Genomic DNA, 21049 nt, shown 5'->3' with positions numbered 1-21049 from the left:
CTCCGGCCTAGTAGACGACACGGGACTCGGCGGACTGCCGGTGCGCTCGCGACTTGCGCAGGTCCCGGGTGACGTTGATCCGCTTGAGCCACCGGTCGGTGCCGTCGTAACGGGCCTGGAACTTCTGCCGGCCGTGCACCGCGCGGTAGTTGTCGATGAAGCACATCTCGCCCGGCATGATGGTGACCTCGGTGAGCCGCGCGTCGATGTCCTTCGCGAACAGGTCCAGCGCCGCCCGCGCCTCGGCGTCACCGGGTGCGGCGTCCATGTAGTACGGATCGATGCACAGGTACGGGTTCTCCGGGTCGCCGGACAGCACCGGCACCGGGTCGGGTGCGGCGTTCATCTCCTCCATCCGCCGCTGCGCCTGCGCCACCAGCCGGGCGGTCGGCCCGTCGGCGTTCCCCGCGTCGGTGGCCTGCGAGCGTCCCAGGTGCGAGTCGTCCGGCCGGATGACGAAACGCGCCGCGCGCAGCACGTCGCGAAGTTCCGCGCGGATCGGCACCGCGTCGATGGTCGCCACGGTGGTGGCGATCCGGTCGTGGTTGCGCAGTCCCATCAGCCCGAGGTAGTCGCACTTCAACGGGTGGAACGCCTCCTCGGTGTGCCACAGCAGCGCGTCGGCGCTGCCGGTGCCGAGCTGGTCGTGCTCGTGGCCGGGCAGGGGCATCAGGTCGTGGACGATGGTGCCGTCCTGCTGGGTGGCCCAGCCGAACAGGTCGCCGAGCAGCGATCCGCACAGCACGAACGCCGTCTCCTCGATGGCGGTGGGCGACGTCGTACGGTGCGACTGCCAGGCCCGCGGCGTGGGGCCGATCCGGTCGTCGTCCACCGGCAGGCCGCCGATGACGCTGACCGCGGCCGACTCCCGGGTCCGCACGCCCGCCAGGAACAGCCGGAGCCGGCGGGGCAGCTCGTGCGCCTGCACCGCGGCGTCGTGCAGGAACGCCTCGTGATGGCGCAGCACGCCGTCCGGACCGGTGTGCCGGGCGGCCAGATCGGCGGCCAGCGACCGGATCGCGGCCACCTCGGCGCCGGTCAGGTCGAGCCGGCCATGGCCGGGCCGCTGCCGCCCGGCGGCGTCGGCCAGCACGGTGTTTACGGACATGGTCGGCTCCTCAGAATGTCGATGACGTCGCGGATCATGGCGGCCGCGGCGGGTTCCGGGCCGGGTTCGAGGCTTGCTGCGGACAACCGGTCGACGGCTCGGGCCTGGAACACCACACCCATCTCGTCGGGATGCAGCCGGGCGAGGGGGTGGTCCAGGGGAAGCGCGGCGGGCCGCACGGAGAGGCGGTAGGGCTCCTTCTCGCTGTCGCGTTCGGCCAGGCACAACAGCACCACCCGTTCGCCGCGTGCCGGTGCGCCGGCCACCTCCGCAGCGGTCAGGCCGGTGATCCCGGTGACCGGTACGTCGGCCAGTTCGGTGGGCTGCCCCAGCACCGCGTTGGCGGTGATGACCAGCTTGGCCGCGGCGTCCAGGCCGGACACGTCCAGGCCGGGATCCGCCTCGGCGATGCCCCGCCGCTGCGCGTCGGCGAGGGCGTCGGCGTAGGACCGGCCCTGTTCCATCGCCCGCAGGATGCTGTGCGTGGTGCCGTTGAACACCGCCTCCATCCGGCTGATCGGCGAGCCGGCGAGGTCACGCCGGCCCAGGTTGATCACCGGTAGGGCCCCCGCGGCGCAGGCGCTGAACCGCAGGCTCGGCTTGCCCGGTCCGCTCAGATCGCTCAGCGCGGCGAGTTCCCGGTAGGCCAGCGCGACCGGGCCCTTGTTGGCCAGCACCGCGTGGGTTCCCCGCCGCAGAGCCGTCCGCACCGTACGCAGGCCCGGTCCACCGTCACGCAGATCGACGGGGGTGGCCTCGAGCAGCACGTCCGGCCGGGAGGCGTGCACCATGCCCGCCGGTGGTGCGCCGGTCCGGCCGGCCGGATGCGCGGCCGCCACCGGGGCACCGTCGGCGAGGAGCTTGCGCAGCGCGCCGACGTTGATCCCGGCCGGGTCGACGACCGAGCCGGAGAGGTCTGCGACTCCGGTCAGGCGTACCGCGGTGGTGCCGTCCAGAACCGAGTCGCAGGCGTCGAGGAGATCCAGCACCGCGGCACCGACGTTGCCGAGCCCGGCGAGGGCGAGCGAGACCGGCGCGCTCATCCGAGGTCACCGATCAACCGGCCGAGCGTCTGGTGCGGCGCCGCGACCATCGCCCGGACCGTCGCGCGCCAGTCGCCGATCATCGCGGTGACCGTCTCGTCGGCGAAGCTGTCCTGGTAGTAGTGCATGATCAGCAGCGCGCTGCGGCCGGGCGCGACCTCCACCCGCAGCGGGAACTCGAACTGCGCGGTCTGGTAGTCCGGCTGGGCGAGCGGGTGATCGATGTCCATCCGGTCGGCCAGGGCCAGCAGCGAACCGTCCCACGGGTAGTTCTCGAAGACCATCATGCACTCGAACATCGCCGCGTCCGGCGCCCGGCCCTGCCAGGTGTTGATCAGGTCCAGCGGGGTGTACTCGTACTGGCGCACCTCGACCTGCTGGGCCTGCAGCTGTCCCAGCCAGTCGGTCACGGTGGCGGCGGGGTCCACCCGCACCCGTACCGGCAGGGTGTTGACGCACAGCCCGGTGACGGTGTCGACCCCGGCGAAGTCCGTGGATCGGCCCGCCGAGGTCACGCCGAGGACCAGGTCCGACCGTCCGGTCCAGCGGCTCATCAGCAGGAACCACGCGCCCTGCAGCACCGAGTTCGCGGTCACCGGATACCGGCGGCAGAACGCGGCCAGTTCGGCGTTGACCTCGTCGCCGAGCGGCTCCCGCTGCTTGGCGAACGGTCCCCGCTGGGTCGCGCCGGGCAGGCCGCGGGCGGCGACCAGTGGAGTGGGCGACGTGAAGCCGTCCAGGTAGTCCCGCCAGAACCGCTCGGCGTCGGCGAGGTCGCCGCGGCGCAGCCACGCCATGTAGTCCCGCAGCGGCCGGGCGTCGGGCAGGTCCGGCCGGGCACCGGTGCGCAGAGCCTCGTAGGCCTTGAACACCTCCTGCTGCACGATCGCCCGGGACCAGCCGTCGAGCACCACGTGGTGGTTGGCGAACACGTACTTCCAGGTGTCGTCCGCGATCCGGAGCAGATGGATGCGCAGCAGCGGCGCCCGGGTCAGATCGAAGCCGAGGCGCCGGTCCGCGGCGACCAGCTCGTCCTGGCGGCGTACCTGCTCGTCGACGTCGGCGTCGCGCCAGTCGTGGTGCTGCACCGTTACGGCCACGTCGCGGTGGACCAGCTGCAGCGGCTCGGTGAGCGGTGCCCGCGGGTCGTCCGCCGCGTCGCCCGGCCACCGGAACGAGGTGCGCAGCGTCGGATGCCGGTCGACGATCAGTTGCCAGGCGCGGGCCAGCGCGTCCACGTCCAGGCCGCCCGTGACGAACAGGTAGTCGGCGTGGATGACGTACAGGCCGGGCACCGGATGGCGCACCGCGCGGGCGAGCATCCGGCGCTGCATGGGTGCCAGCGGGTAGACGTCCTCGAGATCCGGGTGGTGTGCCCGTAACCGCTCGACGAGCGCGGGGTCGACCAGCGCGACATCGTCGTCGGCGGCCGCCGGCCCGGCGAGTTCGGTGTCCGTGGCCAGCGCGGCGAGCAGCCCGATGGTCTGGTACTGGAACATCTGCTTGGGCGTCAGCACGAGGCCCCGCCGGCGCAACCGGGCGATCACCTGGATGGTGCTGATCGAATCGCCGCCGAGGGCGAAGAAGTTGTCGTCCATTCCGACCCGTTCGACGCCCAGCAGTTCCTGCCACACCTCGGCCAGCACGGCCTCCACCCGGTTCCGGGGCGCCACGTACGCCGGGCCGAGAGCGCCCGCGCCGGTCTGCGGATCGGGTAGGCCCTTACGGTCGAGCTTGCCGTTCGCCGTGAGGGGGAAGGCGTCGAGCGGCACCAGCAGGTCCGGCACCAGCTGCGCCGGCAGCCGTCCGTGCAGGAAGGCGCGTACCGCCGCCAGATCCAGTTCCCCGTCGGCCACCACGTACCCGGCCAGGTGCTTGACGCCGGCGGCGTCGTCCCACGGCACCACGAGCGCGTCCCGCACCTCGGGGTGCTCGCGCAGCGCCGACTCGATCTCGCCCGGCTCCACCCGCCAGCCACGGATCTTCAGCTGGAAATCGCTGCGGCCCAGCAGTTCCAGGTTGCCGTCGCGGAGATAGCGGGCCCGGTCACCGGTGCGGTAGATCCGCTCGCCCGGCTCCTCCGGCACCGGACTGACGATGAACTTGGCTCCGGTCAGCACCGGATCGCCCAGGTAGCCGCGGCCCAGCCCGACCCCGGCGAGGTAGAGGTCGCCGGGCACGCCGACCGGTACCGGCTGCAACCGCGCGTCCAGCACGTAGCAACGCTGGTTCGCCATCGGCCTGCCGTACGGAATGCTCCGCCAGGAGGGCTCCACGGTGTCGACGCGGAAGATGGTCGAGTCCATCGACACCTCGGTCGCGCCGCCCATGGTGACCACCTCGGCGGCCCGGGCGACGGCGCGCAGCCGGTCCGGCAGGGTGAGCCCGACCCAGTCGCCGCCGAGGAGCACCAGGCGCAGGTCCATCAGCGCGTCGCCGTCGGCGGCCTCGGCGTACGTCACGAGCATGTCCAGCAGCGCCGGGACCGAGTGCCACACGCTGACCCGGTGCCGGCGCATCAGCTCCAGCCAGCGTGCCGGGTCACGGCCCGCGTCCGCGTCGACCAGCACGATCCGCGCCCCGGCCATCAGGGTGCCGAGCACGTCGTACGCCGACATGTCGAAACTCAGCGACGCCAGGGCGAGCAGGCTGTCCCCGGGTCCGATCGCGAACCGGGTGTTGAAGTCGTGGAAGTTGTTGACCCGGCCGCGGTGGTCGAGCTGCACCCCCTTCGGCCGGCCGGTGGATCCGGAGGTGTAGATGACGTACGCCAGGTGCTGCGGGCGTACCCCGCTCTCCGGGGTGGTGTCCGGCTGCGCCGCGAGTGCCGATGCCGCGGTGTCCAGGCACACCACCGTGCCGCCGTCCGGTGCCGGTAGCCGGGACGCCAGGGAGCTCAGCGTGATCAGCACCGGCGGGGCGGCATCGGCCAGCATCAGCGACAACCGCTCGGCCGGGTACGCCGGGTCCAGCGGCAGGTACGCGCTGCCGGCCTTGAGCACGCCGAGCATGGCCACCACGAGGTCGATCGAGCGCGGCAGGCTGATCGCCACCGGCACGTCCGGACCGGCGCCGAGCGCGCGGAGGTGATGCGCCAGCCGATTCGCGCGCGCCGTCAGCTCCCGGTAGGTGATCTGCTCGCCGGCACAGACCGCGGCCACGTCGCCGGGCCGGGCCCGCGCCCGCTCCTCGATCAGCTCGTGCAGGCACCGGTCGGCGGGAAACGGTGCCGCGGTGGCGTTCCATCCGACGACCAGTTCGTGCCGCTCCGCGGGGCGCATCAGGGGCAGGTCACCGATCGCGGTGTCCGGGTCCCCGGTCGCGGCCCGCAGAAGCTGTTCGAGGTGCGCGGTCATCGCCGCGACGGTGGCGCGGTCGTACAGGTCGGTGGCGTACTCGACGGCGATCCGGTACGCACCCAGGTTGGGTTCGACCGAGAACGTCAGATCGAACTTGGCGGTGCCGTTGTCGATCGGGATGGCCGCGCCGAGACCGGGCAACCCGCTCATGTCCGCCGCGCCGCCGACGGCCTCGTTCTGGTAGACGAGGACCACCTGCAGCAGCGGTGTGGCGCTCGCCGTGCGTTCCGGCCGGACCAGCTCCACCACCTTGTCGAAGGGCAGCTCCTGGTGGGTCTGCGCGCCGAGCACGGTCTCGTGCGCACGAGCCAGCACCTCGCGGAACGTCGGATCGCCGGACAGGTCGGTACGCAACAGCACCGTGTTCGACAGGTATCCGATCAGCTCCTCGAGCTCCACGCTGCCGCGGTTGGCGATCGGCGCACCGATGCCGATCCGGTCCCGCCCGCTGTACCGGTGCAGCAGGACCGAGAGCCCGGCGAGCAGCACGGTGAACACGGTGGTTCCGGCGGTGGCACCGAGGGCGTCGATCCGTTCGGCCAGCCCGGCCGGCAACCAGTGCACGTACTGCGCACCCCGGTAGCTCTGCTCGGCCGGCCGGGGCCGGTCGGTGGGCAGTTCGAGCGGGGACAGGTCACCGTCGAGCCGCCCCCGCCAGTAGTCCACCTGCCGGTCCAGCTCCGCGCCGTGCAGGCGGTTCCGTTGCCACTCGGCGTAGTCCGGGTACTGCACCGCCGGTGCCGGCAGCGGCGCCGGCTGACCGTGGCGCAGCGACTCGTAGGTGATCGCCAGCTCCCGCAGGATGATGCCGATCGACCAGGTGTCGGCGATGATGTGGTGCATCGCGGCGGTGAGTACCTGCCGGTCCGGCGCCAGCCGAATGAGCCCGAAGCGCACCAGCGGTCCCGCGGCCAGGTCGAACGGTTGCCGCGCCTGGGCGAGGACGAGTTCGTCGGCGGCCGCGTCGCGGTCGGCCTGCCCGGTGAGGTCGGTGACCGGCAGCGGCAGCCAGAGCTTCTCGTGCACCACCTGAACCGGGCCGCTGTCGGTGAGCGCGAACGTGGTCCGCAGCGATTCGTGCCGGCGGACCAGATCGTTGAGCGCGCCCTCCAGCGCCACCACGTCGACCGGACCGTTGATGCGTGCCGCCATCGGGATGGTGTAGTGCGGACTGCCCGGATCGAGCTGGTCGAGGAACCACATCCGTTGCTGCGCGAAGGAGAGTGGCGGGGTGGCCGAGCTGCGGCTCGGGATCGTGGTCCGGGGACGCGACGCGGTCGCCGGGCGACCACGCAGCCGGGCGGCCAGCAGCTCCTGCTTGTGGGGCGACAGCGCGGCGATCCGTGCCATCGTGTCGGGGTGGATGTCCACAGTCCCGGGTTCTCCTTCGGTAGCTCGGCGGGTGGCGGGGTACGGCTCAGTCGGTCGGGTAGCGGGGGATCGGCCACGACCGGCACAGCCGTTCCACCTCGTCGCGGACGGCGTCGCGGGTGGCGGGATCGAGTTCGTGCCGCCGGTCGTCGATCTCCCGGGTCGCCCGCAGCACCCGGTCGGTCAGCTCGGCGCAGATCTCCATGTCGGCGGGGACGGCACCACGCAGCGCGAGGGTGTTGGTGCCCAGCCGCAGCCCGCTGGTGACCGTCGCCGGACGGGTGTCGCCGGGCACGTGGTTCTTGTTCACCACGATCTGCGCCGACTCGAGCGCCCGCTCGGCGTTGAGCCCGCTGAGTCCGTGCCCGCCGAGGTCGACCAGCACGATGTGGTTGTCCGTGCCCCCGGAGACCACCCGGTACCCGCGCCGGCCCAGCGCGTCCGCCAGGGCCCGGGCGTCGGCCACGATCCGCTCCGTGGTCGCGGCGAACTCGGGCGTGCGGGCCAGCGCCAGCGCGCGGGCCTTCGCCGCGATGGCGTTGACCGCCGGAGCGCCCTGGAAGAACGGGAAGACGGCCCGCTGCATCAGGTCGCGCAGCGTGGTACGGCCGTCCGGGCCGACCATGTCGTGGTCCCGGCCGAGCAGGATCAGCCCGCCGCGGGGCCCGTACAGCTGCTTGTGGGTACAGGCCGTGGTGACGTGCGCGTGGTCGACCGGGTTGGCGTGCCGCCCGGTCACCACGAGGCCGGCGATGTGCGAGATGTCGGCCAGCAGCAGGGCACCGACCTCGTCGGCGATGCGCCGGAAACGCGCGAAGTCGACCGTGCGCGAGTATGCGGTCGCGCCGCAGATGATCAGCTGCGGCCGCTCGGCGCGGGCCACCCGCCGTACCTCCGCGTAGTCGATCAGGCCGTCCGCGTCCAGTCCGTAACCGACCGGCCGGAAGTACTGCCCGGAGAAGCCGGCCGGGGCGCCGTGGGTGAGGTGACCGCCCTCGTGCAGCCGCATGCCGAGCACCGTGTCGCCGGGCCGCAGCAGGCGGCCGAGCACGGTGTGGTTCGCCACCGACGCCGAATGCGGCTGCACGTTGGCGTACGTGGCGCCGAACGCGGCGCGGGCCCGGTCGATGGCGAGCTGCTCGATGAGGTCCACCTGCGCACAGCCGGCGTGGTAGCGGTTGCCCGGGTAACCCTCCGCGGTGACGTTGACCGCGGTGCTGGCCTGACAGGCCAGCACCGTCGGATCGACCACGCTGCTGGAGGCCACCATGACCAGGGAGCGCAGCTGCCGGTCGTGCTCCGCACGCAGCGCCGAGTACAGCTCGGGATCCTCCCGGCCGAGCCGCCCGGCACCGTCCTGAAGCAACTCGGTGAGCACGTCGCGGTCGAGGCCGGGCGGGTGGGTCAGGTCGGCGACGGTCATCGCGGGGTCTCCTCGGTGGTGGTGCGGTCGGCGGTGGCGGGCGGGTCCTCGACGAGCTGCTCGAGTTCGTCCAGGAGCGCGGTCAGGTCGTCGGCGTCGCCGCGCACCGCCTGCAGGCGCAGCACGTGGGCGGCGATCCCGCCGATCGTCGGCGCCTCGAACAGGTTGCGGAGCGGCAGATCGACATCGAACGCGGCGCGCAACCGGGCGGCCAGCTGGGTGGCGAGGAGCGAATGGCCGCCGAGCGCGAAGAAGTCGTCGTCCACGCCGAGCGGGCCGACGCCCAGCAGCACCTCCCAGATCGCGGCGATCTCCGCCTCGGCGGCGGTCCGCGGCGCCAGGTACGGCGTCAGCAGGGCGGGGCGTGGGTGCAGCGGCAGGCCGGTGCCGGCGGCGTTGCCCGCGGCAGCCGCGTGGCCCGCCTCGTGCAGCCAGTAACCGGTGCGGACCGCCATCGGCTCGGTGGACACGGTCAGATGGACCTGCGTGCGCCAGGCCAGCACCCGTTCCAGCAGCGCGGCCGTCTCCGGCTCGGAGAACGGACCGGTCGCCGCGGCCGCACCGGCCGGCCCGGCGACGTCGAACTTGCCGTCGTCCCAGTTCGTCGCGATCCAGCGGGGGCCGCCGTCGCGGTGGGTGCGGTGCGCGTACAGGTCGGCGAAGCCCGCGGCGGCCGCGCCCGCGAGACGGCCCAGTCCGCCGAGCCGGGCCGCCAGGGTGGACTGGACCAGCACGAAGTCGAGCGGCCGGCCGGCCGTCGCGGCGGCCAGCGCGAAGGTGCTGTGCACCCGACGCCGGAAATGCTGCTGGCAGACCGCGACGCTGGTGTCCCGGAGCAGGTGGTGCTCGCCCTCCTCGGCCAGTCCGGCGGTGTGCAGGACGCCGTGCAGACCACTCAGCGAGCCGATGACGGTCCGTACCTCGGCCGGGGCGGCCAGGTCGACCGGGATCAGGTCCACCCGCCCGCCGGCGGCGCGCAGCCGGCGCGCCGCCCGGATCCGTACGCTCGCCGGATCCCGGTCCGGATGCCGGGCGAGCCAGGTGTCCCAGTCCGGCTCCGCGGGAAAGCCCGGCCGTTCCAGACACGTGACCCGGGCCCCGTAGCGGTCGTGCAGGTACCCGGCGAACAGCGCGCCGGCCTCGTCGAGCCCGCCGGTGACCAGGTAGTGGCCGCCCGCGCGCAGCACCGGTTCCGGCTGGGGGTCCGGGCCGGCCGGTAGCGGCTCGTCGGCCGGGACCCATCGGTACGGACCCCGGAACGCCACCCGCGGTTCGGCCACCGCCAGACACTCCGCCACGACCCGGTCCGCGATTCCGGGGGCGGCGACCACCGGCACGTCGATGATCCGGGTGGTGACGGTGGCGCATTCCTGGGCGATGACCGTCGCGGCGGCCGGAAGGGTCGCGTGCGCCGGCCGCAGCGGCTCGTCGCCGGAGACGCTGAACATGCCGGCTCCCACGACGGTGACCGTGACCGGGTTCCCGGCCCGGTTCAGCTCGAGCGTCTGAGCGATCGACAACAGGCTGTAGAGGCCGTCCTGTTGCGCCTGCTCGAAGTCCGCGACGGTGTCGCCGGTGTCCCGCAGACTCCCGCAGTGCACGATCTGGTCCGGGCAGCCGGCGCCGGACAGCAGTGCCGGGTAGTCCGGTTCGGTACCGGCGGCCACCCGGACCAGGTCGGCGCCGGCGGCGTCCAGTCCGGCCGCGATCTGCGCGCTCAACTCGTCGCCGGCGTCGAGGAGGAGTACCCGGCCGGGGGCGGTGACCGGGCCGGTGGCGGCCGACCGCCGCCATCCGACGACGGACAGCCATTCCCGCATCGGGCGCCGGCCGGCCGGGGCGGCCGGCGCCGCGTCGGCGGCGGGTGCGGCCGGTGCGGCCGGTGCGACCCAGTAACGCTGCCGCTGGAACGGGTACGACGGCAGGCCCACCGGTGCGCGTTCGCCCTCCACGGCCAGCGCGGCCCAGTCGACGCCGGCCCCGGCGGACCACAGCCGGCCGATCGTGTGCAACAGGACGGCGGCCTCACCCGCGCGCCCGTCGGTGGATCGGCGGAGCGTGCTCAGGGTCTCCGGCGCCCGGGCCAGCTCCTGCTGACGGATCAGGCCGGTGAGGCCGCCTCCGGGACCGGTCTCCAGGACGATGCCGGCCGTGGTGAGGGCGGTCCGCACCGCACGGGCGAACTGGACCGGCCGGCGCATGTGCCGGACCCAGTAGCCGGGATCGCACACCAGTTCGGCGTCCGCCCAGTCACCGGTGACGCCGCTGACGTAGGGCAGGGTGGGTGCGCCGAACTCGACACCGCGGACGGCGTCCTCGAACTCCGCGAGCACGGGATCGACCGCCGCCGAGTGCAGGGCCGTGCTCACCGGCAGGCGCACGGAGGTGACACCCCGGCCGGCGAGGACGGTGGCGAGGCGCTGCACGGCATCCGCCCGGCCCGACACCGTGCAGGACGCGGGCGCGTTGTGCGCGGCGATCGTGATGCCGTCGTCCAGCATCTCGGCCAGCTCGTCCGCGGGCAGCGGGACGGCCAGCATGGCGCCCTCCGGCAGGCCGTCGAACAGCCGCCCGCGCAACGCGACCAGCCGTAGTGCGTCGGCCGGCCGCAGCACTCCGGCGAGGCAGGCCGCCGCGTACTCACCGAGGCTGTGCCCGACCATCGCCGCCGGCCGGATGCCCGCGGAGACGAGCAGCCGCGCCAGGGCGTACTCGACCGCGAAGATGGCCGCGGCGGAGACATCGGTGCGCTGCTCCGGAGCGCCGGTGAAGACCGCCTCGCGCAAGCCGGTGCCGAGGATCGGATCGGCGATCGCCGCGCAGGCGTCGAGATGTTCGGCGAACACCGGATACGTCGCGTACAGCTCCCGGCCCATGCCCGGGTACTGCGAACCTTGCCCGGGAAAGGCGAACACCACGCCCGCCGCACCCGGTTCCCGCGCGAGCTCGGCACCGGGGCCGAGCAGCGCGGCGGCCAGCTCCGCCCGGTCCCGCCCGACCACGACCCGCCGCCAGGGGTGGGCCGTGCGCCGGCTCTGCAACGTGTACGCGACATCGGCGAGGTCCGGCAGCTCCACGCCGGCCGCCGGGGCGGCGATCCGGTGGGCGAGCGCGGTCGCGGCGGCGTCCACCGCCTCGCGGGACCTGGCCGACAGCACCAGCGCCTGCGGCGTGCTCGACGGCGGCGGTGCGAACCGTTCCGGTGCCTCCTCCAGGATCAGGTGCACGTTGGCGCCACCGAGACCGAACGAGCTGACCCCGGCGCGCAGCGGTGCCGTGCCGGCCGGCCACGGCGACAGTTTGGTGTTGACGTAGAACGGTCCGGACCCGAAATCGATCTCCGGGTTCGGCTCGCTGAAGTGCAGGCTCGGCGCGATCAGCCGGTGCCGGAGCATGAGCACGGTCTTGAGCAGCCCGGCGATGCCGGCCGCGGCGTCGAGGTGCCCGATGTTGGTCTTCACCGACCCGAGCGCGCAGTAGCCGGCGGCGTCGGTGAACCGGCGGTACGCCCGGGTCAGGGCGGCCACCTCGATCGGGTCGCCGAGCGGGGTGGCGGTGCCGTGCGCCTCTACGTAGCCGATCCGGTCGGCGTCGCCACCGGCCATCTCCAGTGCCTCCGCGATGACCGCGGCCTGTCCGGCGATGCTCGGTGCGGTGAAGCCGACGCGGCGGTCGCCGTCGTTGTTCATGGCGGACGCGACGATCACGCCGTGGATGACGTCCCGGTCGGCGAGTGCGTCGCCGAGCCGCTTGAGCACCACCGCGCCGACCCCGTTGCCGCCGATGGTTCCCTCGGCGCGGGCGTCGAAGGCCCGGCAGTGCGCGTCGGAGGAGTTGATGCCGCCCTTCTCGTAGCGGTAGCCGGTCTGTTGCGGGCTGTCCACCGTGGCTCCGCCGGCGATCATCACGTCGGCGGCGTAGGACAGCAGGTTCTGGCAGGCGAGGTGCACCGCCACCAGGGAGGTGGAGCATGCGGTCTGCACGCTGAACGCGGGACCGGTCAGGCCCAGCTGGTACGCCACCCGGGTGGCCAGGTAGTCCTTGTCGTTGGCCAGCGCCACCTGATGCGGGCCGACCGCCTCGATGAGGTCCCGGCGGGGCAGGATGTTGCGCAGGAAGTAGCTGGTCATACCGCTGCCGGCGACCACCCCGATGCGGGCCGCCGGGTCGGTCGGGTCCACCCCGGCGTCCTCCAGCGCGTGGAAGGCGCACTCCAGGAACAGCCGGTGCTGCGGATCGAGCAGTTCCGCCTCGCGGGCGGAGAGCCCGAAGAACCCGGCGTCGAACAGGTCCGCACCGGTGAGGCTGCCGTGCGCCGGCACGAAGTCGGGGTGCGACACCAGGTCCGGGTCGTTGCCCGCGGCGAGCAGTTCCTCGGTCGTGTAGTGGCTGATCGACTCGACCCCGTCGCGCAGGTTGCGCCAGAACTGTTCCAGGTTCTCGGCTCCGGGCAGCCGCGCGGACATGCCGACGATGGCGATGCGGTCGAGATGCTCGGTCATCGCGGCGATCCCGTTCCGGACGTGCCGGCACCGGCGGTTTCCGGGTAGGCGGTCTCCCGGCCGAGGGCGACCAACAGCCGCCGCTCGCCCTGGTAGGGGTTGCGCCCGTGTGCGGTCAGCACGTTGTCGACCACCAGGACGTCGCCGCGCTGCCAGGCGAACGACACCTCCAGTCGTTCGTAGACGCCCAGGATCTCCGTCATCACCTCGTCGGGAATGGGCTCGCCGTCGCCGTACGTGCAGTTGCGCGGCAGGTCCTCCGGGCCGTAGAGGGCGGTCATCGCGGTCCGGGTGACCGGGTCGAGACAGGCCGGATGCCAGTGCTGTGCCTGGGTGAACCAGGACGGCTCACCGGTGACCGGATGCTCGACGACGGCCGGGCGTACGCACGTGGTCCGCAACCGGTTGCCGGGCTGCCACTCGTACCGCAGGCCCGCGTCGCGGCAGGCGCGTTCGACCTCCGCGCGGTCGTCGGTGCCGAACACCTTCGCCCAGTCCAGGCCCACTCCGCCGCCATAGCTGCGGTGGTAGCGCACGCCGGTGGCCAGGAAGCGTTCCCGGATCGCCGGGGACAGCTCCGCGTACACCCGCCGGCTGTCGACCAGCGGGGTCTCGCCACCGGAGGCGGCCGGCATCGTGCTGCAGAACACGATCAGCGCCGGCCATCGGTCGTTGAAGGAGTTCTCGTTGTGCCACAGCAGCCGCCGGTCGGCGGGGAAGAACACCGGGGTCTGCACCCGGCCGTTGGCCAGCACCGGAACGTGCTCGCCGTTGGCGTCCAGCAGGTCGCCGCAGACCGTGCCGGCCAGCCGCTCGAACGAGGCGGGTTCGTGGACGCCGAAGCCACGGAACAGCACGGCACCGTGCTCGGCGAGCCGGGGCGGCAGCCAGTCCGGGCGGGACGCGAGCCAGCCGGTCAGGTCCACCCCCGCGGACTCCGGGGTCGCCAGCAGCGGGAGGCGGCTGCCGGGGATCACTTCGCCGGTGCGGATCAGGCCGGTGTCGGCCACCGGCACCGGGCGGGGGGTGACGCGGCGGAATCGGGGAGACGGAACGGGTGCCATGGCGCGTCCTCCTGGAGCGGAACTCGATGGGATCGTCGGGGTGAGCGGGGCGTCCGGGTCGGCGGTCACGGTCCGCAGCGTCCGCAGCAGGTCGTCCCGGAGCGTCCGCGCCTCGTCGTGGTCGAGGACGTCCGTGGCGTACTGGAGGCGACCGGTGAGCCCGCCGGAGCCGTTCCAGGTGAAGAGCGTCAGGTCGAGCTTGGTGGTGCCGGCCGGCAGCTCGGTGAACTCCGCCGCCAGGTCGCCGAACCGGTCCGGCAGCCCGCCCTCCTCGTAACCGAGCAGCACGCTGAACAGCGGGGTGGCGGCGGCGCCGGGTGCCCGGCCGGCGCGGGCGGCGTCCACGATCCGGTCGAACGGCACCTGGCTGTGCGCCAGCGCCTCGCGGGACGTGGTCGCGGCCCGCCCCAGCAGCGCGCGGAAGGTGGTGACGCCGGAGACGTCCATCCGCAGCGGCACCTGGTTGAGGAAGAGCCCAGCCAGGTCGGCCAGTTCCGGGCGGTCCCGGTCCGCGACGTCGGTGCCGATGCAGATGTCCGGCCGACCGGTCCGGCGGGCCAGCACCAGGGCGAGCACGCCCAGCAGCACCGCGAACGGCGTGGTGCCGGCCGACGCCGCGAGCGCGAACACCGCGTCCCGCAACTCCCGCTCGATGTCCAGCGGGACGCTCGCGCCGGGCCGGTCCGCGGTCGCGGCCGGGACCGGGATGCGCTTCGGAAGGCCCGGTGCGCCCAGACCGGCCAGTCGTTCCGGCCAGTACGTCAGCGATTCCTGCAGCTGCCCGGGAGCCGACCGGCCGGCCTGCCAGGCGGCGTAGTCGGCGTACCGGACCGGCAGCTCCGGCAACCGGGCTGCCCGGCCGTCGCGGGCGGCGGCGTACAGCTCCGCCAGGTCCCGCAGCAGGATGCCGATCGACCAGCCGTCCACGGCGATGTGCTGCAGCACGGCGATCAGCAGGTGGTCGTCGGGTCGGGTCCGGAGCAGCCGGGCCCGCAGCAACGGCCCAGCGGCGAGGTCGAACGGCCGGTCCACCGACTCCCGGACGGCGGCGTCGGCGGCGTCCGGCCCGCCGACGTCCTCGACCGGCAGGTCCGGACCGGCCGGGTCGCCGGGCACCTGCCAGAGCGCGCCGTCGCGGTACGCGAAGCCCGTACGCAACGGCTCGTGCCGCACGACCAGCTCGGCGAACGCCCGGCGCAGCGCGGCCGGATCGAGCGGCCCGCGCAGCCGCACCACGGTCGGGATGTGGTGGTCGGTGCGGTCCGGCCGGACCTGGTGCAGGAACCAGATCCGTCGCTGCGCGTGCGTGGCGGGCACCGGCCGACCGGCCGGAACCGCGGGGATCCGGTCGGTGCCGTCACCGCCGAGCACACCGGCCAGTTCCGCGGGCGTCGGGTGGGTGAACACCTGCTGCAGCGCGACCGGATGGCCGGCCGCGGCGAGCCGGGCCACGACCCGCATGGCGAGCAGTGAGTTGCCGCCACTGTGGAAGAAGTTGGCGTTCCGGTCGCCGACCGGGCGGCCGAGCACCGACGCGTAGGCCTCCGCGACCGCCTCCTCGGCGGGGCCTCGGGGAGCCTCCCCGCGGACCTCGGGCGTCTCGGCCGCCAGGCCGGTCAGCGCGGCGTGGTCGACCTTTCCGTTCGGCGTCAGCGGTAGCTCGTCGTGCCGCCGGATTCCGGTCGGGCGCAGGTAGGCGGGCAGTTCTCCGGCCGCATGCCGGTGCAGGTCGGCCAGCTCGATCGATCGGCCGCTCCGGGGCACCACGTGCGCGGTCAGATCGGCGGTGACGGCGACCCGGCGAACCGCCGGGTGCCGGGCCAGGACCGCCTCGATCTCCGCCGGTTCGATGCGGTGCCCGTGCAACGTCAGCTGCCGGTCGATCCGGCCCAGGTGCTCCAGGTGCCCGTCGCCGGTGACCCGGGCCAGGTCCCCGGTGGCGTACATCCGGGAGCCGGGCTCGGCGGCGAACGGGTCCGGCAGGAACCGTTCGGCGGTCAGGTCCGGCCGGCCCAGGTAGCCGCGGCCGAGTCCGGGCCCGGCCAGGTACAGCTCACCCGGGGCACCGGGCGGCACCGGGCGCAGGCGGGGACCGAGCACGTACGCCCGCGCGTTGTCGATCGGGCGGCCGATGGGTACGACCGGCGAGCCGTGGCTGTCCCGGCAGTCCGCGCTCGTGCTGTCGACACAGCACTCCGCAGGCCCGTACAGGTTGACGAGGTCCGCGTCCATCGCGTCGAGGAACGCGTCGCGTAGCCGGGGGGTGAGTGCTTCGCCGCCGCTGAACACCCGGCGCAACGGGCTGGCCGTGCCGAACCCGGGCGTGTCCAGCAGCACGTCCAACAGGCTCGGTACCACCTGCAGGACGGTGATGTCGTGGGTGCGGATCGCGTCCACCAGGTAGGCGTTGTCGCGGTGCCCGTCCGGCTCGGCCAGCACCAGCCCGGCCCCGGCCAGCAGCGGGGCGTAGAACTCCCACACCGAGGCGTCGAAGCCGATCGGCGTCTTCTGCAGCACCCGGTCCGCGGGCGTGAGCGGCCATCGGCGTGCCATCCAGCACATGTGGTTGGTCAGGGCCGCGTTGCTGATCATGACACCCTTGGGCGTGCCGGTCGATCCGGAGGTGTAGAGCACGTACGCGAGGTTGTCCGGCCCGGCGGAAGGGGTGAGGTCGCCGTCGTCCTGGGCGGTGACGGTCTCCGCGGCCGGATCCACGACGGCGAGCTCTGGCCAGTCGGCCCCGGTGCCGTCGAGCACCAGCGCGACCCCGGCGTCCCGCGCGATGCGCTGCCGCCGGGCCGGTGGGTTGGCCGGGTCCAGCGGCACGTAACAGCCACCCGCCTTCAGTACGGCCAGAAGCGAGACGACCAGGTCGAGGCCGCGGTCGCCGGCCACGCCGACACGGGTCTCCGGGCCGACTCCCCGGCTCCGCAGGTACCGGGCCAGTTGGTTGGTGCGGCGGTCGAGATCGGCGTAGGTGAGGGCGCCCGCGGCGGCGGTCACGGCGACGGCGCCCGGGGTGCGGGCCGCCTGCTCGGTGAAGAGTTCGGCCACCGTGCGGTGTGTCGGGTGGCGCTGAGCGGAGCCGGTACCCGCGTCCGCCGACAGCGCGTGATCCGCGGCGGTCAGCGCATCCAGGTCGCCGATCGGCCGGTCCGGGTCTGCGATGGCCTGCTCCAGCACCTGCCGCAGGTTCGCCAGGAGCCGCTGGGCGGTGGCCCGATCGAACAGTGCGGTCCGGTAGCTGAGTCCGGCCAGCCACTCCTGCGGCAGCTCGGTGACGGAGAAGAGCAGGTCGAACTTCGCCGTGGTGACCGGCGGATCCAGCGGAGTCAGCCGCAGCCCGTCCACCTCCGCGGGCACGGCGGGTGGTTCCTGCCAGGCGAGCATGGTCTGGGTGAGGGGGTGCCGGGTGGGGTCGCGGTGGGGGTTGAGGGTTTCGACGATGTGTTCGAAGGGGGTGGTGTCGTGGTGGTAGGCGGTGAGGCAGGTGGTGCGGGTGCGGTTGAGGAGTTGGTGGAAGGTGGGGTTGTGGTTGGTGTGGGTGCGCAGGACGAGGGTGTTGGCGAAGTAGCCGATGGTGTGGTCGAGGTCGGGGTGGTGGCGTCCGGCGGTGGGGGTGGCGATGGCGATGTCGGTCTGTCCGGTGTGGTGGGTGAGGACGGTCTGCAGCGCGGCCAGCACCACCATGAACGGCGTGCTGCCCGACTTCCGCGCCAGTTGCTCGACGCCCGTGCGCACGTGGTCCGGCAGCGGCAGCTCGACGGTGGCGCCCCGGTCGTCCCAGTCCGACCGCGGGCGGTCCGTCGGGATGCGCAGGACCGGCAGATCGGCCAGGGTCGTCGCCCAGTGCCGCAGTTCGGCGGTGAGATCCAGGTGGGTCTGCTGCCAGTGGGTGTGGTCGGCGTACTGCAACGCCGGCACCGGCAGGGATCTGCCCTGGTAGTGGGCGACCAGTTCCTGGATGAGCACGGTGACCGACCAGGCGTCGGCGATGGTGTGGTGCAGGGTGATGGTGAGGGTGTGGTGGTGGGGGGTGTGGGTGCTGAGGTTGGCGCGCAGGAGGGGTCCGGTGGTGAGGTCGAAGGGTTGTGGGGTGGGTGGGTCGGGGTGGGTGGTGATGGTGGTGGGTCGGTGGGGGTGGATGTGTTGGGTGGGGGGTTCGGTGGTGGGGTCGATGGTGGTGCGGAGTGCTTCGTGGCGCTGGATGGTGGTGTTGAGGGCGTGGGTGAGGCGGTGGGTGTCGAGGGGGCCGTCGATGGCGATGGTGATGGGGATGTTGTAGGCGGTGCTGCCGGGGTGGAGCTGGTCGAGGAACCAGAGTCGTTGCTGGGCCCAGGAGAGCGGGACGACCTGGCCGGCGGGCCGGGGCCGTGGGGTGGGCAGGACCGCGCGGCGGGCACGGTCGATCTCGGTCAGCAGGCCGTTGACGGTCGGGGCGTCGAACAGCACCCGGATCGGCAGATCCACATCGAAGACGGCCCGCACCTTCGCCAGCAACCGGGCCGCGGCAAGGGAATGCCCGCTCAGGTCGAAGAAGTCGTCCTCCGGCCCGACCTCCGGCACGCCCAGCACCTCGGCCCACAGATGGGCCAGAACCTGCTGCGCGCCGGACGCGGCGCCGACCGGTGACCGCGGCGCCACGGGTGGCGGGTCGGCCGGTCGCGGCGCCGGCAGGGCGGCCCGGTCCAGCTTGCCGTTGCGGGTGAGGGGCAGCGCGTCCAGGATCACCAGCACGGCCGGCACCAGGTGGCTCGGTAGGACGTCCGCCAGCCTCCGGCGCAACTCGGCGGGGTCGAGCGCACCGCCGCGGACCGGCACGACGTACCCGATCAGCCGGTGGTCGCCGTCGGCCTCCAGCCGGGCGACCACCGCGGCCTGGGCCACGCCCGGCAGGCGGGCCAGCTCGGCGCGCACCTCGCCGGGCTCGATCCGGACGCCTCGGATCTGTACCTGGTCGTCGACCCGCCCGTGGAACTCCAGCACCCCGTCCGTGCGCCACCGGGCCAGATCGCCGGTGCGGTAGAGCCGGGCGCCGGGCCGCCCGCCGAACGGGTCGGGGCGGAACCGGTCGGCGGTCAGCGCCGGACCGCCCAGGTAGCCCCGGGCCAGGGCGGCACCGCCCAGGTGCAGGTCGCCGACCGCACCGACCGGGGCCAGCCGGCCGGCGCTGTCCAACACGTGGACGCCGAGGTCGCGCAGCGGTCGCCCGATCGGCGTCCGGTCCGCGCCGAGGTCCCGCTCACCCAGCGGGTAGGACGTGGCGTGCACCGTCGCCTCGGTCGGACCGTACATGGTGTGCAGCCGTGGTGTCCGGTCTCCCCGGCGGGCGAACCACGCGGTGACCGTCGCCAGGTCCACGGCTTCACCGGCGAACATGATGTGCCGCAGCGCGAGGCCGGCCGGCGCGGCCGCGTCGGCGGACTCCAGGTACCGGAAGGCCGACGGCGTGATGTTCAGCATCGTCACCCGCTCGTCGGCCAGCAGGCGGAGCAGCCGGGCACCGTCCTGGCCCACCTCGGGCGGGACGACGATCAGCCGGCCGCCCGTGGTCAGCGCCGCCCAGATCTCCCACACCGACAGGTCGAAGGCGTACGAGTGCAGGACCGTCCACACGTCCCCGGGCCCGCTCGTGACCCAGTCCCGGGCCGTGGCCAGCAGCCGGGCCAGACTGTGCCGGCTGATCGCGACGCCCTTGGGGCGGCCGGTGGAGCCGGAGGTGTACATGACGTAGGCGAGGTTGTCCGGCCCACCGGTGTGCGCGGGTGCGGTGTCGGGTTGCCGGTCGATGGTCGTGGCGTCCGCGTCGAGCCGCAGCACCGGACACCCCGCGCCGGTCGGCACCCGGCCGGCCAGGGCGGCCGTGGTGAGCAGCACCGCGGGCCGCGCCTCGGCGAGCAGATCGGTCCGGCGTGCGGCGGGACCGCCGGGGTCGAGCGGCAGGTACGCGGCGCCGGACCGGAGCACGGCCAGCATCGCCACCACCATCGGGGCGCCGGGCTCGAGCAGCAGGCCCACCAGCCGTTCCGGGCCGGCGCCGAGTTCGACCAGCCGGTGCGCGAGGCGGTTCGCGCCCCGCTCCAGTTCGGCGTAGCTCCACTGCCGCCGGTCCGCGGTCACCGCCGTCGCGTCCGGGTCCGCGGACGCCGCGCGGGCGACCAGGTCGGCGACGTCCGGGCTGTCCGGCACCGTAGCCGTCCCGTTCCAGGACACCAGCAGGTCGTGGCGCTCGGCCGGGGTCATCGGCACCAGCTCCGCCACTCGCCGTTGCGGATCGTTCAGCGCGGTCGCGAGCACCGCGGTCAGGTGCGCGGCGAAGCGGCGGGCGGTGGCCTGGTCGAACAGGTCGCTGCGGTACTCCAGGTACCCGCCGATGCCGCCGTCGTCCTCGGCCAGCACGAAGGACAGGTCGAACTGCGCGGTTCCGTTCTCCGCGGGCAGCACCTCCAGCTCGAGCCCGTCGATCCGCAGGGCGGCGACCGGCGCGTTCTGCCAGGCGAGCATGGTCTGGGTGAGGGGGTGCCGGGTGGGGTCGCGGTGGGGGTTGAGGGTTTCGACGATGTGTTCGAAGGGGGTGGTGTCGTGGTGGTAGGCGGTGAGGCAGGTGGTGCGGGTGCGGTTGAGGAGTTGGTGGAAGGTGGGGTTGTGGTTGGTGTGGGTGCGCAGGACGAGGGTGTTGGCGAAGTAGCCGATGGTGTGGTCGAGGTCGGGGTGGTGGCGTCCGGCGGTGGGGGTGGCGATGGCGATGTCGGTCTGTCCGGTGTGGTGGGTGAGGACGGTCTGCAGCGCGGCCAGCACCACCATGAACGGTGTCGCCTCGGCCTGCCGTCCGAAGTCGGTCACCCGGTCGCTCAGGGCGGGCGGCAGCCGGAAGTAGTGCCGGGCGGCGGGTGCGTCCCCGGTGTCCCGGCGCGCGTGGTCGGTGGGCAGGTCCTGAACCGCCAGGTCGGCGAGGACGGCGGCCCAGTGCCGCAGTTCGGCGGTGAGATCCACCCGGCTCTGCTGCCAGCGGGTGTGATCGGCGTACTGCACGGCCGGTGCGGGCAGCGGAATCCCCTGGTAATGCGCCTGCAGCTCATTGGCCAGCACGGTGACCGACCAGGCGTCGGCGATGGTGTGGTGCAGGGTGATGGTGAGGGTGTGGTGGTGGGGGGTGTGGGTGCTGAGGTTGGCGCGCAG

At 73.4% G+C, this 21049-nt stretch carries 6 protein-coding genes; all 6 read right to left on the bottom strand.

Going from position 1 to position 21049, the window contains the following annotated elements; genetic code table 11:
• Nucleotides 1-7 precede the first annotated feature (7 nt).
• From gntD to LDL48_RS36825, 6 genes are read right to left on the bottom strand one after another with little or no spacing between them, the layout of a single operon-like run.
• Nucleotides 8-1108 (bottom strand): guanitoxin biosynthesis L-enduracididine beta-hydroxylase GntD, encoded by a 1101-nt coding sequence (gene gntD, locus LDL48_RS36850; protein ID WP_225259792.1) that lies wholly within the window; start codon nucleotides 1106-1108, stop codon nucleotides 8-10.
• Nucleotides 1099-2151 (bottom strand): homoserine dehydrogenase, encoded by a 1053-nt coding sequence (locus LDL48_RS36845; protein ID WP_225259791.1) that lies wholly within the window; start codon nucleotides 2149-2151, stop codon nucleotides 1099-1101. Before LDL48_RS36845 ends, gntD begins: the two co-directional genes overlap by 10 nt.
• Nucleotides 2148-6881, bottom strand: coding sequence for a non-ribosomal peptide synthetase (locus LDL48_RS36840; protein ID WP_225259790.1), 4734 nt, complete (start codon nucleotides 6879-6881; stop codon nucleotides 2148-2150). The genes LDL48_RS36845 and LDL48_RS36840 overlap by 4 nt, the downstream gene beginning before the upstream one ends.
• Before the next feature lie 46 nt (nucleotides 6882-6927).
• Nucleotides 6928-8304, bottom strand: coding sequence for a serine hydroxymethyltransferase (gene glyA / locus LDL48_RS36835; protein ID WP_225259789.1), 1377 nt, complete (start codon nucleotides 8302-8304; stop codon nucleotides 6928-6930).
• The gene (locus tag LDL48_RS36830) at nucleotides 8301-12806 is read right to left on the bottom strand and encodes a type I polyketide synthase (protein ID WP_225259788.1); all 4506 of its coding nucleotides are present in this window, start codon (nucleotides 12804-12806) and stop codon (nucleotides 8301-8303) included. Before LDL48_RS36830 ends, glyA begins: the two co-directional genes overlap by 4 nt.
• Complete coding sequence (locus LDL48_RS36825) at nucleotides 12803-21049, bottom strand: non-ribosomal peptide synthetase (RefSeq protein WP_225259787.1); 8247 nt, start codon at nucleotides 21047-21049, stop codon at nucleotides 12803-12805. Before LDL48_RS36825 ends, LDL48_RS36830 begins: the two co-directional genes overlap by 4 nt.

Source organism: Jidongwangia harbinensis, from assembly GCF_020216025.1.
Classification (GTDB): domain Bacteria; phylum Actinomycetota; class Actinomycetes; order Mycobacteriales; family Micromonosporaceae; genus Actinoplanes; species Actinoplanes harbinensis.
Note: the sequence above shows the minus strand (reverse complement) of the source record. Positions and strands in the feature narration are given on the sequence as shown.

Bases quoted from the DNA above. Each gene is read 5' to 3' on its own strand.
- gntD (WP_225259792.1), bottom strand. From the start codon at position 1,108: ATGTCCGTAAACACCGTGCTGGCCGACGCCGCCGGGCGGCAGCGGCCC.
- LDL48_RS36845 (WP_225259791.1), bottom strand. From the start codon at position 2,151: ATGAGCGCGCCGGTCTCGCTCGCCCTCGCCGGGCTCGGCAACGTCGGT.
- glyA (WP_225259789.1), bottom strand. From the start codon at position 8,304: ATGACCGTCGCCGACCTGACCCACCCGCCCGGCCTCGACCGCGACGTG.
- LDL48_RS36830 (WP_225259788.1), bottom strand. From the start codon at position 12,806: ATGACCGAGCATCTCGACCGCATCGCCATCGTCGGCATGTCCGCGCGG.